A 15,107-nucleotide genomic window follows, 5' to 3' on the forward strand; every position below is an offset into this window, starting at 1 on the left:
TCGTGATCGTTCAGGTAGACGCCCGCGCCTTCCCCGAACTCGGCACAGCAGCTGGGGCTTGGACCCGGACAAGTCTCTGCACCAGCTATCTGACCGGCCCCCGTTGAATCTGTACATCCACCATGCCCAGATGATCGGGCGTGAATATCGCAATCCGTAGCCGTGCGATACGTGCCACCGTCCGCACATCCTCGACCGTCAGATTTCTCGTAGGCATGTACTCGATGACCTCCTGTACGGCGAGCTGCACGACCAATGACTCGACAAGCTCGTCCGGCTTTCCCCGGCGCCCCCGAGCCCGGTTCTCCATCTCCACGTGGACGCTAAACCGCGCACGATTGCGGTGCACGTGCGCCACGAAGCCCTTCAACAGTCCCTCGAAATGTTGAAGACGTTCTATGCGCCGGACCTCGGCCTTCGTACTTCGCACGGCCGCGGCGGCGATAGCGATAGCGTCGTCACGGGTGTTGGCCGTCACAAGGAGACGGTGCAGGCCCCGCTGTCGTCACGGCTGGTGCCGCGGCCGCGGTATCGGCCGCTCGCCAACTGTTGCACGTCGATTGAGCCCACTTCACCGGCTGCGATCTGCGGCCTAACCATGGCGGTGTTCGTGAACCCAGATGAGCACGTCCTGCACGTCGTAACGCACGAGTCGGCCGAGCTTGATATAGGGCGGCCCGGTCTGCATCAGGCGCCAGTCCTCGAGCGTGCGCTCAGGCATCCTGAGAAGTTCCGCGAGTTCACGCTGGGTGAGAAACGTGGGAGTGATTTGCGTCGTCGCGTCCATACGCAATAGGTGCGCCAGGGAGCTCGTGAGCGGCCCGACCGAGCCGGGACAAGCCCGTATCGGGCCGGGCACAACAACGCCCAAACAATCCCCGAGGGGGTTTTTGGTGTAGTTTACGGTAATTCGGCCTGTTTCGGGCCTGTCGGTCAGGGTGGGCTATAAGTGATTTCGCCGCGGAATCCTGCGCCTGCTAGTGCTGGGGTACCTGGACTCGAACCAAGAACAAATGAACCAGAATCATCCGTGTTGCCAATTACACCATACCCCAATGCCTAATCCGAAGATCGGGCCGAGTAGTAGCCTAGCCCACTCGGGCCGGAGAGGCCAAACCGAGGTGTACCCCGGCGAGTCTCTCCGGCGCGGGACTACTTGGAAGCGGTGACCACGAGTGCCCGATCGAGGCGATCCAGCGTTTCGGTCTGTCCAAGGATCTCCATCGATTCAAACAGCGGTGGCGAGATCTTGCGGCCCGACAGCGCTACGCGCAGCGGTCCGAAGGCCACGCGCGGCTTGAGTCCCAATCCTTCGACGAGCGTCTCGGCGAGCAGCGTGTGCACGCGGTCGGTGTTCCATTCCGCTGCGGGAATACTTTCCAGCGCGGTGCGAGCCGCGCCGAGGATGTCGGCGGCGTTCTGCGGGAGCGAGGCGAGGGCATCCGCTTCGAGAATCAGGTCGGCACTGGTCAGGAAGAGAAAGCCGAGCATTGTGGGCGCTTCGCCGAGCAGAGCGATACGCTCCTGGATCAGCGGCGCGCCCTGGGCGAGTAGGGCCAGGTCGGCCGCGCTCGGGGTCTCGCCGAGCACACCGGTGGTCACCAAGTAGGGAACCAAGCGGGCGGCGAAGTCATCCGCTTCGAGCCGGCGAATCTGGTCGCCGTTAATCGACTCGGCCTTCTTCAGATCGAATCGGGCCGGATTCGGGTTGACGTTGACGACGTCGAACGCGGCCGTGAACTCGTCGATCGAGAACACGTCGCGGTCGTGGGAAAGCGACCAACCGAGCAGGGCCAGGTAGTTGAGCAGGCCCTCCCGAATGAATCCGCGGTCGCGGTGCAGGAACAGGTTCGCATCGGCGTCGCGTTTGGAGAGCTTCTTGTTCTTGTCGCCCATAACGTAGGGCAGGTGGCCGAAGCGCGGCACGAAGGTGGTCACGCCGATGTCGATGAGTGCGTGGTATAACGCGATTTGGCGCGGGGTCGACGAGAGCAGGTCCTCGCCGCGCAGCACGTGGGTGACGCCCATGAGCGCGTCATCGACCGGGTTAACGAAGGGGTAGAGCGGATGCCCGTTGGGGCGCACGACCACAAAGTCGCTGAACGAACCGGCCGGGAAGGTGATCTCGCCGCGCACGAGGTCGTCGAAGGAGAGTTCAGTGTCTGGCACCCGCAGGCGCAGGGCCGGGGACCGGCCCTCGGCTCGGTAGGCGGCATTCTGCTCCGCGGTGAGGTCGCGTTCGAAGTTGTCGTAGCCCATTTTCGGATCGCGGCCGAGGCTCACGTTGCGGGCCTCGATCTCTTCCCCGGTGACGAAGCTCTCGTAGATGTGGCCGCTGGTCTTGAGCTGCTCGATCACGCCGCGGTAGATGTCGTAGCGCTCGGACTGGCGGTACGGCGCCTGGGGTCCGCCGACGTCGACGCCTTCGTCCCAGTCGAGTCCCAGCCAGCGCATGGCTTCGACGAGCTGCAGAAAGCTTTCTTCACTGTCGCGGGCGGCGTCGGTGTCTTCGATGCGGAAGATCATCTTGCCGCCGGTGTGCCGGGCATAGGCCCAGTTGAACATGGCGGTGCGGACGAGGCCGACGTGCGGCGTTCCGGTCGGCGACGGGCAGAACCGAACGCGAACGTCGGTTCCGGTGGCGGTAGAAAACGGGTGCGCAGTGGTATCAGACATTACTCATGATTCTAGTTGCGCAAGCCCCCCGGCCGTCTTTCCGGGCCCGGGCCCGGAAAATGGGCCATAATCCATCGTGGGCCCGGTTCCGTAAGGTGGGCCCGTGATCGGGTAGGCGCGGCCTATCGGACCCGAGCGATGGCAGCGAGCGCGCGCAGCGCGGCGGCCAGCGCCGGCACCCGCTCAGCACCGGCGCTCGTCACGGCGTGCAGGGTGCGATGGTCCCGCCCGGTCGTGGCACGAATGACAACACCCGCGCGGTTGCCGACCGACTCGATCGCGAGCGCCGGCAGCAACGCTACGCCGATGCCAGCCTCGACCAGTCCGAACACCGCGGCGACATTGTCGGTCCCGTAGGAGAGGCGCGGGGCGAATCCACGACGATCACAGAGATCAAGCAGGTGGCCGCGGCAGCGCGGGCAGCCGGCCACCCAATTCTCGTCGTCGAGATCGCCCAGGTCCACTGCGCCGGGTGCAATGGCACTGCGATCAGTGGCACTGCGGTCGACGTCCCCGCGCGCAGCGCCGGCCAGCGGATGCCCGACCGGTAGCACCAGCATCATCTCGTCTCGCCGCAGGGTCGCCACCCGCAACCCCTGCGCACTCTTCCGGTGCGGATCCACCCGGTCCCCCGGGTAACTGAACGTGATGGCCAGGTCGGCGCTATTCTGGCGCACGGCGGCGACGGCCTCGGGCGGTTCGGCCTCGAGATAGGTAATGCTGATCTGGCCATGCTGGTCTTTCATGCGCGCCAAGAGACTGGGCACGAGGGTAGCGGATGCCGACGGGAACGCCACGAGACGCACCAGCCCGGAGCGCAGCCCCTGCAGCTCGGCGATCTCCCCCGCTGCAGCGTCGAGCGCGGTGGCAACGGTGACGGCGTGCCTGGCCAGCACGAGGCCGGCTTCGGTGAGGCGAACGCCTCGGCCGACCCGCTCGATCACGGCGAGGCCGAGCCGCTGCTCGAGCCGTTTGAGCTGCTGACTGACGGCCGGCTGGCTAAAGCCGAGGGCCACCGCGGCCGCCGTGATCGACCCCGTTTCGTGCACCGCCCGCACGATGCGCAGGGCCTGCGCGTCGAGATCGGGGCCCTGCGGAGGAAGCCGAATCATGATATCGATCATAACCAGGGCTTATGCGTTGCATCGAATACTAGTTATTGTCCTATGCATAACCCGTGGCCATACTGAAATTATGATCCCCGCACCGGTTTGCACCAGCACCAGCACCAACACAGCTGTCGCACGCACGAACACCGTCACCATCACCGAAGCGCGCGCACGCTTTACCGCCGGGCGCGGCTATCTCGCCGCCTGCACGCTCGGGCTGCCGACGATCGACACGATCGTCGCGGTGCGGGACGATATCGAGGTCTGGGCCCGCGGTGAGGCCTGTGCCGCCCGCTACGGCGAGGTGGTCGAGCGCGTGCGCACGGGCTACGCCGACCTGGTCGGGGTCACACCCGACCGCGTCGCAATCGGCTCGCAGACCTCGGTCATGGCGGGTATGGTCGCTGCGAGCATCCCCGATGGCGCCGAAGTTGTGCTCCCCCGCGGTGACTTCAGCTCGATGGTGTTTCCGTTTCTGGCTCAGGCGCATCGCGGCGTGACCGTGCGGCAGGTGGAACTGGCCGATCTGGCTGCAAGTCTGACAGTGAACACCTGGCTCGTGGCCTTCTCCCTCGTGCAGTCCGCCACCGGCACGCTCGCCGACAGCGCCGCCATCCAGGCTGCCGCGCAACGCACGGGCACCTTCACCCTGTGCGACACAACTCAGGCCACCGGGTGGATGCCGGTCGATGCGTCAGTGTTCGACGCCACAATCTGCCACAGCTACAAGTGGCTCGGCGCCCCGCGCGGCGTCACCTTCTTCACGGTCACCGACGCTTTCGCGGTGGAACTGTACCCGGTGAATGCCGGCTGGTATGCGGGGGAAGACCTGTGGGAATCCTGTTACGGTCCGGCTATGCTGCTCGCCCAAGACGCCCGCCGGTTCGACGTGTCGCCGGCCTGGCCAGCCTGGGTCGGTGCCGAACCGGCGATCGGCCTGTTCCGCAGCCTCGACCTGGCCGAGGTGGCCGCCCACAATACTGGCCTTGGCGATGCCCTGTGCGATGGACTCGACCTGCCCCGCCTCGGTCAGGCGATCATCAGTTGGCCGGACGCCGCTGGCCGCGACCTCGCACGACTCACCGCCGCCGGCCTCACCGCCTCAGGCCGGGCCGGCCGCGCACGCGTGGCCTTCCACCTCTACAACGACGAGGAGGACGTGGCGCTGGCCCTCGCCGCCCTGCGCCACCATTAAACCGCCTGCTGAGATCCCGGCGCCAACCCCATCCGATGACCGCCGTTAGTCTTGGTCGTTGACTGCCGCAATGATCGCCTCAGCCAGCGCGGTGGACGAGGCCGGATTCTGCCCGGTGTAGAGGTTGCGATCGATCTCCATGTGCGGGGAGAACGATTCGCCGGCGACGAAGTCGGCGCCCAACTCAACCAGCCGACTCTGCACCAGCCACGGCGCCTTCGGTGCCAAGCCCCCCAATACTTCCTCGGCGTCGGTGAAGCCGGTCATGCGATAGCCGGCGAAGGGCCAACTCTGGTCGGAGCGCCGGGCGGCGAACAGTGCAGCCGGGGCGTGGCAGAGCACGCCGAGGATGCGACCGCTGTCGAGGGCCTCGGTGAGGATGCGGCCAGAGACGGCATCGACGGCGAGGTCTTCCATCGGGCCATGACCGCCCGGATAGAACACCACATCGTAGTCAGCGACATCGATATCATCGAGGCTGAGCGGCTCGTCGAGCTGACCGGAAATGGTCGTGATGTACTCGATGATCTCAGCCGCGCGGTCCTCTCCCCCGGCAGCGTCCGCGCGCAGGCTCACCGCATCAATAGTCGGGGCGACGCCGCCGGGCGTAACGATGCTGATCTGCCAGCCCGCCGCGGTGAACAGTCGATGCGGCTGGGCGAGTTCTTCAGCCCAATACCCGGTCGGGTGCAGGGTGCCGTCGGTGAGAGTCCAGTGGTTAGCGGCACTGACGACGAAAAGTACGTGGGTCATTTTTCTCCCTTATCGGTGAAGGCGATCGCAGAAGACTGTGGAATTGTTCGGCTCAGGGTGTCGGGGCGAAACCACCCGTACGCACAACCATCTTGCCGGTGTTCTCGCCGCGCATGAGGCCAAGGAATGCGTCGACACTGTTTTCGACGCCGTCAATGACGGTCTCGTCGAAAACGATCGCCCCTGACGCCAGCCAGTCGGCCATCTCAGCGGAGAACGCCGGCAGATTGCTCCAGAAGTTGCCCACCGTGAAGCCGGTGAGGGTGAGGCCACGAGTGACGATATTGGACAGGTTGTTTGGGCCAGTCGGGACGTCCGTGCTGTTGTAGAGGGAGATCGCACCGCACATGGCCGCACGGCCGCCGTCGTTGAAGCGTGCCAATGCGGCCTCGAGATGCTCGCCTCCCACGTTGTCGAAATACACGTCGATGCCGTCGGGGGCGGCGGCGGCGAGTTGATCCGTGATGGAACCGTCCTTGTAATTGAACGCGGCGTCGAAGCCATATTTTCCCGTGAGCAAGGCCACCTTTTCCGCCGATCCAGCCGAGCCGATGACGCGCGTGGCCCCCTTGAGCCGAGCGATTTGCCCAACCATGCTGCCGACCGCGCCGGCGGCTCCGGAGACGAATACCGTGTCGCCCTCTTTGAGCTTGGCGACTTCGAGCAGGCCGACGTACGCCGTGAAGGCGGTCATGCCGAGAACGCCGAGGTAAGCCGAGAATGGAACATCCGAAAGAGCGGCGACAACACGAAACCCGCTAGCATCCTCCTGTACCAGGTCGCGCCAGCCGTACTGATGGGTCACCATATCACCGACGGCGAATGCGTCGCTGGCGGACGCGACGACCCTTCCCACAGCCCCACCCGTCATGGTCTCGCCGAGCACGAACGGCGGTATGTAGCTTTTCACGTCGTTCATCCGGCCACGCATGTACGGGTCAACGGAGATGAATTCATTGGCGACGCGCACCTGCCCGGGCGCGACATCGGGCAGGTCGACGGTCACGATGCGAAAGTCCGCCGCTGTGGGCCACCCGACGGGATGGCTCACCAACTGAATCTGGGTACTGACGGTGGACGCGGCCATAACGGACCCCTCTGTAAGTTTTAGAACGATTGTTTCACTATATAATGGACAGATCGGTCCACAAAATTGACAGACCATCACAGCACGGCCGACAGAGCATCAAGGAGCGGACATGGGGCGCCTGCAGACCTTCGACGAGAGTGTCGTCGTGCAGTCTGCACGCGACTTATTCTGGGCCAAGGGTTACGAGGGCGCCTCCCTGGCCGACCTCGAGACGGCGACCGGTCTGGGCCGATCCAGCCTGTACCACGCCTTTGGGAGCAAACGCGGGCTCTTCGACGCCGCGGTCTCCGATTATATGCAGACGGTCATCCGGCCCCGATTGGCCGGGTTGCGCGTTGGAGCAACGGATGCTTCGGCCCTACTCGCCTACTATGACGGCCTCACCGTAGCGACGGCCGGACTGCCGAACGGGTCGCCCCGCACCGGCTGCCTGCTGGTCAATTGCGCGGCCGGCCTTGCCGCGCATGATGACGCCGCTCGTGCTGTCGTGGACGGCTACCGTGCCGAGCTGTCCGATGCCCTACGAGACGCCCTCGTCCACGCGTCGTCGGGCGCAGGCACCGACCCCAATCAATTTGATGACCGCGTGCGCACGCTGGCGTCCCTGTCGATGAGCGCGATGCTCGTAGCACGGGTCAATCGAATCGAGGCCATCGCGCTGCTCAATGCGGCGTCGAACCTGATCAGAGTCTGGTTGCCCGACCGCTGCGGCTGATCCGGAGCCCGCGACTCAGGCCAAGCGCACCACCGGGTTCACAAGCGTGCCGATGCCGGCGATCGACATCGTGACCGAGTCCCCGTCGACGATGGCCGCTGGCGTGTCCAGGAGGCCGGCCAGGATCACGTCGCCGGGCAGCAGGGTGAACACGCTCGAGGCAAAGGCCACGAGCGCGGCAACGTCGTCTTCGGTAGTGCGGTCGTCGTCGCCGAGGTCGAGCGACTGAAATTCCTCACCGTTGATGAGTCCGAGCAGTGGCGTGGCCGCCTCGTCGAACTCGGTCTCGATGATCGGGCCGAGCGGCAGGAACGTGTCGAAGGCACCGGCGTGGGTTGCCGAACCGAGGTCGGCCGCGGTGACGACCGTCGCGACGGTGTAGCCGAAGACGCGACCCGCGGCATCCGCTGGGGAAACGTTCTTGGCGATTTTGCCGATGATGATGGCGAGCTGGCCGTCAACCGCGACCCGCTTTGACGCGGTCGGCAGCACGATGGCGTCGCCAGGGCCGACGACGGCGGTGTTCGGCCGCAGCACGAACACCTCGTCCGACACCATAGCGACGATCTTCGAGCGCGGAATCACCGGAGCGAGCAGCTTCACGTCGGCCAGGGCGATCCGGTCGCCGGTCGTGTCGAATCCGGCGAACATCGGGTCGCTGCTGAGCACGACCAGTTCGTCGTCGTCAACGATGCCGAACGCGATAGCGCCCTGGTAGCTGTAGCGTGCGATCTTCACGTGTCTCATTCCCGCCCACAAAGGGCAAAAGGCTCAGCTTAGCCGGGTGAGCCAGCCGTGACGGTCGGGCAGGCGCCCATACTGAATGTCGGTCAGTTCCTGGCGCAGCGACAGGGTGACCTCGCCAGCCAGGGCATCCGCTTCGCCGATCGTGAAGTCGCGCGCTTTGAGCTGGCCAATCGGGGTGACCACGGCGGCGGTTCCGCAGGCGAAGACCTCGGTGATGGCACCGGATGCGACGCCATCACGCCACTCCGCCAACGTCACCTCGCGCTCTTCCACGGTCATACCGCGGTCGCGAGCAAGCTGCAGGATGCTGTCGCGGGTGACGCCCTCCAGGATGGATCCAGTCAGGCGCGGTGTGACGAGCGTGTCGGTGCCGTACACGAAGAACACGTTCATGCCACCGAGCTCGTCGATGTGGCTGCCGGTCTCGCCGTCGAGGAACAGTACCTGAGCACAGCCATTTTCGTGGGCTTCCATCTGGGGCAGCAGCGACGCGGCGTAGTTTCCACCACACTTGGCGGCGCCGGTGCCGCCGCGGCCCGCACGGGAGTACTCGGTCGACAGCCAGATCTTCACCGGGGCGACACCGTCGGCGAAGTACGCGCCAGCCGGGCTGGCGATGACGTAGAAGCTCACCTGGTGGGCGGCGCGCACCCCGAGAAAACTCTCGTTGGCGATCATGAACGGGCGCAGGTACAGACTGGTCTCCGGAGCGGACGGTACCCAGTCACCATCGATCGCAATCATCTGCCTGATCGACTCGATGAAGTCATCGACCGGCAGCTCGGGCAAGGCCAGGCGGTGCGCGGAGCGCTGCAGACGCTGGGCGTTCTTCTCGGGCCGGAAGGTCCAGATCGAGTTGTCGGCGTGCCGGTAGGCCTTGAGGCCCTCGAAGATCTCTTGGCCGTAGTGCAGCACCGATGAGGCGGGGTCGAGCAACAGCGGTCCGTAGGACGTGACGCGCGCATCGTGCCAGCCGGCGTCGACCGACCAGTCGATGGTGACCATGTGGTCGGTGAAGTGTTTGCCGAAGCCTGGGTCGGCCAGAATTTCGGAGCGTTCGGCTTCGGCTCGGGCCTCGGTCGACGCGGTGACGGCGAAGTTCAGGGGAAACGTTGTGGTCTTGCTCATTTGAGTACCTTCTCTGTTAAAAGCGTCACGATGGCGTCTCCCACCTCAACCGTGCTGCGTCGCACCGTTGCGGTGCGACGCGCCAGGTCGTCGGCGACCGCTTCGTTGACGCGAGCTGCGGCATCCGCCAGCCCGAGATGATCAAGCAGCAGTGCGACCGAGAGGATAGCCGCGGTCGGGTCAGCGAGTTGCTGGCCGGCGATATCGGGGGCCGAGCCGTGCACCGGCTCGAACATGCTGGGAAAGCGGCCCGTCGGGTTGATATTGCCGGAGGCTGCCAGGCCGATGCCGCCGCTGATCGCCGCTGCCAGGTCAGTGAGAATATCGCCAAAAAGGTTGTCGGTGACGAGTACATCGAATCTACTCGGATTCGTGACGAAGAAAATGGTCGCCGCGTCGACGTGCAGGTAATCCACCGCGACCTGGGGGTACTCAGCGGCCACCTCGTTCACGATGCGCTGCCACAGACTGCCGGCGAAGACGAGCACGTTGGTCTTGTGCACCAGGGTGAGGCGTTTGCGCTCACGCCCCTGGGCCACCTCAAAGGCGTAACGCACGACCCGTTCCACGCCGTAGGCGGTGTTGACCGAGACCTCGTTGGCGACCTCCTGCGCGGTGCCACGACGGATAGTACCGCCGTTGCCGACATATGGGCCCTCGGTTCCTTCGCGCACGACGACGAAGTCGACCACGCCGGGGGCGGCTAGCGGGCTCTTCACACCGGGGTAGATCGTGCAGGGCCGCAGGTTCACATAGTGGTCGAGGGCGAAGCGCAGACCGAGCAACAGCCCGCGCTCAATGTTGGCGTCTTTCAGCCGAGGGTCGCCGGGAACGCCGCCAACGGCACCGAGCAAAATGGCATCGTGCTGCTGAATTGATGCGAGGTCGGCGTCGGTGAGCACGTCGCCGGTTTCAAGGAATCGGGCGGCGCCGAGCTGAAACATGTTCGTCTCGATCGTGACGTCGTCACGGGCGGTGACGACGCCGAGCACCTTCACCGCCTCAGCGACGACTTCCGGTCCAATCCCGTCTCCGGGAATGACAGCGAGTTTGATAATACGAGACATGCGGCTCCGAACAGTCAACGAACACCTGTATTGCGTATAGTCAAACCTTACCTTTCTCACCGAAGTGCCTAGGCTGGGTGCACGGCACTACCAACGGAGAGCGGGAAATGATGAGTATCGGACTAGGAATTTTTCTGTTGGTCGTCGGCGCCATTCTGGTGTGGGCTCTCGACATCACCATCACCGGAGTTGACCTGCAGCTCGTGGGCTACATTCTGCTCGCGGCCGGAGCGCTCGTGACGATCCTCGGCATCGTGCTGATGACGCGGCGTCGCAACAGCGTGAGCACAACCCGCACGATCGCCGACCCGGCGAACGGCGAGCAGGTCACCCGCCGCGAGAACTCGATCGACGACCTGTAGCCGCCTAACAGCTCGCGAGAGCGGGCAGGCGGTTGCTTCAGGTAACCGTTTACCCGTCCTCGCGGAGTTTTTAGCGGGCTCGGCGCAGCGCGACCAGGGCCACAACGGCTGAGGCCAGCACGAGGGCGACGCCGATCCACGCACTCAGTCCCACGCCGCTGTCGAAGGCGTGCCTGGCCGACTCGAGCAGTTGTGCGGCCGTGTCGGCCGGCAGCTGACCGGCTACCGCGACCGCGCCGCCGAGGGTCTCCCCCGCAGCCAGCCGCTCGGTCGCTGACAATCCGTCGGGCAGTAGCACCGCCGCGCGGTACGAGACGGTAAGAATGGTGCCGAGTACCGCCGTTCCCAGTACCGCTCCCAGTTCGTAGGCCGTTTCGGACACAGCGGATGCCGCCCCTGCCTTATCGGCCGGCGCAGTCGCCACGATCAGCTCGTTGGACACGGTCTCGGCCGCGCCGATACCGATTCCAAGCAACACGAACGCCACCATGATGTCCGCCGCATTGATCTCGCCTCCGCGCAGGGCGATCGCCGCAAAACCCGCCGCCGAGAACAGCAGTGCTATCGGCACGACGCGGGACGGGCGAACCCGGCGGGCAATCGGTACAATGACCAGTCCGGCCACGATCATCGCGGCAAGGCCGGGCACGAGCACGAGTCCGGCCAGCAGCGGCGAGAGTCCGAGCACAAGCTGCAGGTGCTGCGAGACGAAGAACAGGCAGCCGACGAGCGCGGTGACGCTCAGCAGGTTGACGCCGACGGCTCCGCTGAACGAGCCGCGCCGAAACAGGCTCATATCGAGCATGGGGTTCGGCAGCCTCAACTGCCGCCGCACGAACAGCACGCCGAGGGCGAGGCCGAGCACGACCGGCGCAAGGGTGACGACGCTCGGCCCGTTCTGGGCAATGGTTTTGATGCCGTAGACGATCGGCAGCATGGTGGCGAGCGAGAGCACGATGCTCGGCAGGTCGATCCGCCCCGGATTCGGGTCGCGGGATTCGGTCACGAGCAACGGTGCCAGCAAAAGTAGTGGCAGCAGCAGCGGAACGGCAAGCAGAAACACCGAGCCCCAGGCGAAATGCTCAAGCAGAATACCGCCAACGACCGGGCCGAGCGCGCTGCCGGCCGCGAATCCGGTGGCCCAGATCGCGATGGCCAGGCGCCGCTGGTCACGATCGACGAAGGTCGAACGCAGCAGCGACAGGGTCGAGGGCATGAGCATGGCGCCGAAAAAGCCGAGCACAGCCCGGGACGCGATCAGCCATTCAATGGTCGGTGAGAAAGCCGCCACCACCGAGACCGCGCCGAAGCCGGCCGACCCGATCAGCAGCAGGCGCCGACGCCCGATGCGGTCGCCGAGGCTGCCCATGGCCACGAGCAGGCCGGCGAGCACGAGCGGGTAGATGTCGACCATCCAGAGCAGCTGCACACCGGTCGGCCGGGTTGCCTCCGAGATGGCGGGCAGCGCAAAGTTGAGTACGGTGTTGTCGATCGACACCAGCAGTACCGGAAGCATCAGCACCGCGAGCGCCCACCAGCGTCGGCGGTCGTGCACGATTGTCAGAGCGGATGCCACGCCGCCCGCCTTCGGGGTCGGCCGCGGCTCATCGGCGCGGGCGCGCCGGGCCAGTGTGCCAATGGAACTAGCGGTGGCGGGGGAAGTGAAACGGGCAGACACGATCTCAATCGCTTTCTCAAGAATTTTTCCGGCCACGCGCCCTGTGCTGACAGAGTGGTGGAAACCTAGATTAACTATACCGGCTGGACGGTACAGTTGACCAGTGGCCAGGCCGATGCCCCGACCCGGCCGCCCACCCACGATGCATCGACGGCACTGGCCCGTGCGGCCGCTCTACATCGCCTTGCCAAGCGGCGCGGTCCACGACGGTCGCAGGCATTTGGGTACCATGGCCCCTATGCTGAGAAATCCCGCCGCGCCATCCGGTTCTACCCGGGATCGACTGCTCGACTCCTTCGAGGAGTTGCTGGTCGAGGGCGGAGAGCGCTCCGCGACGCTGGACGCCGTCGCGGCCGCCGCTGCGGTCTCCAAGGGCGGACTGCTCTATCACTTCAGCTCGAAAGGCGCCCTGATCGAGGGCATGCTGGCCCGTCTTGATGCGCTCGCGAATGAGGATGCCGATAATATTCGCGCGGCCCCGGCTGGCCCGGTCGACTATCTCATTCGCACCTCGGTGCACACCGGCAGCCCGCTCGACCGCGCCTACATCGCCGGCTCCCGCCTCGCGCAGGGACGCGATCCGCGGGCCATGCAGGTGCTCGGCGATATTCGGTGTCGCTGGCTCTCGGTCATCGAAGACGCTGTCCACGACCCGGATACCGCCGAGGCGATCATGCTCATCAGCGACGGACTTTACGTCAACAGTTCTCTGGCCGAACACGAACTTGCCCCGCAGGAGCACACCGACGAGTCGATGAGCCGGCTGATCACTCTGATCGGCCGGCTCCTGCCGCACACCTGAAACCGATACCCGGCTGCCCACGCCGCATGGGGTCGCAAATCGTACTAAAACCGTCTTCATACGGGCCATTTGTGACCCCTCAGGCGCACTACTCATGGATTCGCCGTCTTTAAAGAACGGATGCGAGTAGGCGCCAGCTCTGGCAGGCACCCACTCGCATCCGTTCTGAAGAAACCTAGTCGGTGAGGACGATCTCCACCATGATCTCGGCTTCGATGGTAGCGCGCACCGAGGCCAGCAGCCCTGCCGGAACCTCGGAATCGACGGTCAGAACGCTGAGAGCCTTGCCGCCAGCCTCGTGGCGGGCGATCTGCATGCCGGCGATGTTGATGTTGGCGTCACCGAATTCGCGGCCGTAGACGGCGACGATTCCGGGTCGGTCGGTGTAGAGCATGACAATGAGGTTTTTGGCGAACGGAACCTCAACGTCGTAGCCGTTGATCTGCACGATCTTCTCGATCTGCTTGGTCCCCGTGAGGGTCCCGGCTACTGTGACCTGTGAGCCGTCGGCGAGGGCGCCGCGCAGGGTGATCACGTTGCGATACTCGGGCGACTCGGCGTCGCTGAGCATGCGCACGGTGACACCGCGCTGCTCGGCGAGCAGCGGTGCGTTGACGTAGGAGACGGTTTCGCTGACCACGTTGGTGAAGATGCCCTTGAGCGCGGCGAGCTTGAGAACGCTGACGTCGTACGCGACCAGTTCCCCGCGCACCTCGATGTCGACGTTCGTGAGCGGGCTGTGGGCGGCGAGGCCGGAGAAGACCTGACCGAGCTTTTCGACCAGCGGAATTCCGGGGCGCACGTAGGGGTCGATGACTCCACCGGCGACGTTGACCGCGTCGGGCACGAGCTCGCCCGACAGAGCGAGGCGCACGGACTTGGCGACGGAGACGCCGGCTTTTTCCTGCGCCTCGTCGGTCGACGCACCGAGGTGCGGCGTGGTGATGATGTTGTCCAGGCCGAGCAGCGGCGAGCCGGTCGGCGGTTCGCTGACGAACACATCGAGGCCGGCGCCGGCAATGGTGCCGGCGACGAGGGCTTCGTGCAGTGCGTCTTCGTCGATGAGTCCGCCGCGGGCGACATTGACGACGAACGCGGTCGGCTTCATCAGCTTGAGCTGGGCTGCACCGATCATTCCGGTGGTCTCGGGCGTCTTCGGCATGTGGATTGTGACGAAATCAGACTGTGCGAGCAGTTCATCGAGGGTGACCGGGGTCACGCCGAGCTGCTGGGCGCGCGCCGAGGTGACGTAGGGGTCGTAGGCGATGACATTGGTGCCGAAGGCCTGCATGCGAGCGGTGATGAGGGCGCCGATGCGGCCGAGACCGATGATGCCGATGGTCTTTTCGTACAGCTCGGTGCCGGTGTACTTGGAACGCTTCCACGCTCCATCGGCGAGAGCGCCGGAGGCTGCTGGGATGTGACGGGCGAGGCTCAGGATGTGCCCGACGGTCAGCTCAGCGGCCGAGATGATATTGGAGGTGGGAGCGTTGACGACCATGACGCCGGCGGCGGTGGCGGCCTTGATGTCAACGTTGTCGAGACCGACACCCGCACGGGCGATGACCTTCAGGAACGGAGCGGCCTGAATCGCTTCGGCATCCATTTTGGTGGCGGAGCGTACCAGAACGGCATGTGCTGTGGCAAGCTCGGCGAACAGCGCGGAACGATTCGTGCCGTCTACCTGGCGAATGTCAAAGTCGGGCCCGAGAGCCTCGACGGTGGCGGGGGAGAGTTCTTCGGCGATCAGGACGACGGGCTTCGACAATAAAATCGGATCCTTAG

At 65.1% G+C, this 15,107-nt stretch carries 15 protein-coding genes and 1 tRNA gene; 4 read left to right on the forward strand and 12 right to left on the reverse strand.

The window, feature by feature from the left end; all coding sequences use genetic code 11:
• Positions 1 to 85: 85 nt before the first annotated feature.
• From CXY71_RS15080 to CXY71_RS15100, 5 genes are all read right to left on the reverse strand, one after another.
• Positions 86 to 478: a hypothetical protein gene (locus CXY71_RS15080; protein ID WP_104137064.1), complete on the reverse strand. Its 393-nt coding sequence runs from the start codon at positions 476 to 478 to the stop codon at positions 86 to 88.
• Positions 479 to 592: 114 nt separating this feature from the next.
• A complete protein-coding gene (locus CXY71_RS15085) occupies positions 593 to 787 on the reverse strand; it encodes an AlpA family transcriptional regulator (protein WP_104137068.1) in 195 nt (64 codons plus the stop codon).
• 196 nt (positions 788 to 983) lie between these two features.
• Positions 984 to 1,055: transfer RNA gene (locus CXY71_RS15090), tRNA-Gln, on the reverse strand.
• A 97-nt stretch (positions 1,056 to 1,152) separates the two neighbouring features.
• Positions 1,153 to 2,676, reverse strand: coding sequence for a glutamate--tRNA ligase (gene gltX, locus CXY71_RS15095; protein ID WP_104137071.1), 1,524 nt, complete (start codon positions 2,674 to 2,676; stop codon positions 1,153 to 1,155).
• A gap of 122 nt (positions 2,677 to 2,798) precedes the next feature.
• Positions 2,799 to 3,788: a LysR family transcriptional regulator gene (locus tag CXY71_RS15100; RefSeq protein ID WP_104137447.1), complete on the reverse strand. Its 990-nt coding sequence runs from the start codon at positions 3,786 to 3,788 to the stop codon at positions 2,799 to 2,801.
• An 82-nt stretch (positions 3,789 to 3,870) separates the two neighbouring features.
• Here CXY71_RS15100 and CXY71_RS15105 point away from each other — a divergent pair, with 82 nt between their 5' ends.
• Positions 3,871 to 4,980: an aminotransferase class V-fold PLP-dependent enzyme gene (locus tag CXY71_RS15105; RefSeq protein ID WP_104137074.1), complete on the forward strand. Its 1,110-nt coding sequence runs from the start codon at positions 3,871 to 3,873 to the stop codon at positions 4,978 to 4,980.
• A 45-nt stretch (positions 4,981 to 5,025) separates the two neighbouring features.
• Here CXY71_RS15105 and CXY71_RS15110 read toward each other — a convergent pair whose 3' ends face one another.
• Complete coding sequence (locus CXY71_RS15110) at positions 5,026 to 5,733, reverse strand: type 1 glutamine amidotransferase domain-containing protein (RefSeq protein ID WP_104137077.1); 708 nt, start codon at positions 5,731 to 5,733, stop codon at positions 5,026 to 5,028.
• A gap of 52 nt (positions 5,734 to 5,785) precedes the next feature.
• Complete coding sequence (locus CXY71_RS15115; protein WP_104137080.1) at positions 5,786 to 6,820, reverse strand: NADP-dependent oxidoreductase; 1,035 nt, start codon at positions 6,818 to 6,820, stop codon at positions 5,786 to 5,788.
• A 112-nt stretch (positions 6,821 to 6,932) separates the two neighbouring features.
• Between CXY71_RS15115 and CXY71_RS15120 the strand changes: the two genes are divergently transcribed.
• Positions 6,933 to 7,538 carry a TetR/AcrR family transcriptional regulator gene (locus CXY71_RS15120; RefSeq protein WP_104137083.1) on the forward strand — a complete coding sequence of 202 codons (606 nt, stop codon included), beginning with the start codon at positions 6,933 to 6,935 and terminating at the stop codon, positions 7,536 to 7,538.
• A gap of 15 nt (positions 7,539 to 7,553) precedes the next feature.
• Here the strand turns inward: CXY71_RS15120 and CXY71_RS15125 are convergent, their stop codons facing one another.
• Genes CXY71_RS15125 through CXY71_RS15135 form a run of 3 tightly spaced genes read right to left on the reverse strand, consistent with a single transcriptional unit; the run spans position 7,554 to position 10,480 of the window.
• Positions 7,554 to 8,285 (reverse strand): fumarylacetoacetate hydrolase family protein, encoded by a 732-nt coding sequence (locus tag CXY71_RS15125; RefSeq protein ID WP_368665893.1) that lies wholly within the window; start codon positions 8,283 to 8,285, stop codon positions 7,554 to 7,556.
• A gap of 24 nt (positions 8,286 to 8,309) precedes the next feature.
• Entirely contained in the window at positions 8,310 to 9,413 is a 1,104-nt protein-coding gene (locus CXY71_RS15130; protein ID WP_104137089.1) for a branched-chain amino acid aminotransferase, read from the reverse strand.
• On the reverse strand, positions 9,410 to 10,480 hold the full coding sequence (locus tag CXY71_RS15135; RefSeq protein WP_104137092.1) for a 3-isopropylmalate dehydrogenase: 1,071 nt from the start codon (positions 10,478 to 10,480) through the stop codon (positions 9,410 to 9,412). Before CXY71_RS15135 ends, CXY71_RS15130 begins: the two co-directional genes overlap by 4 nt.
• 110 nt (positions 10,481 to 10,590) lie before the next feature.
• On the opposite strand from CXY71_RS15135, the gene CXY71_RS15140 reads away from it, so the two are divergent.
• Positions 10,591 to 10,842 (forward strand): DUF6458 family protein, encoded by a 252-nt coding sequence (locus CXY71_RS15140; RefSeq protein WP_104137450.1) that lies wholly within the window; start codon positions 10,591 to 10,593, stop codon positions 10,840 to 10,842.
• Between the two features lie 70 nt (positions 10,843 to 10,912).
• Here the strand turns inward: CXY71_RS15140 and CXY71_RS15145 are convergent, their stop codons facing one another.
• On the reverse strand, positions 10,913 to 12,418 hold the full coding sequence (locus CXY71_RS15145) for an MFS transporter (RefSeq protein ID WP_233198425.1): 1,506 nt from the start codon (positions 12,416 to 12,418) through the stop codon (positions 10,913 to 10,915).
• A 340-nt stretch (positions 12,419 to 12,758) separates the two neighbouring features.
• On the opposite strand from CXY71_RS15145, the gene CXY71_RS22395 reads away from it, so the two are divergent.
• Positions 12,759 to 13,322 carry a TetR/AcrR family transcriptional regulator gene (locus CXY71_RS22395; RefSeq protein ID WP_146072846.1) on the forward strand — a complete coding sequence of 188 codons (564 nt, stop codon included), beginning with the start codon at positions 12,759 to 12,761 and terminating at the stop codon, positions 13,320 to 13,322.
• Positions 13,323 to 13,497: 175 nt separating this feature from the next.
• Here the strand turns inward: CXY71_RS22395 and serA are convergent, their stop codons facing one another.
• The gene (serA, locus tag CXY71_RS15155; protein WP_104137098.1) at positions 13,498 to 15,090 is read right to left on the reverse strand and encodes a phosphoglycerate dehydrogenase; all 1,593 of its coding nucleotides are present in this window, start codon (positions 15,088 to 15,090) and stop codon (positions 13,498 to 13,500) included.
• Positions 15,091 to 15,107 lie beyond the last annotated feature (17 nt).

Source organism: Cryobacterium sp. Y62 (genome assembly GCF_002929785.1).
Lineage (GTDB): Bacteria > Actinomycetota > Actinomycetes > Actinomycetales > Microbacteriaceae > Cryobacterium.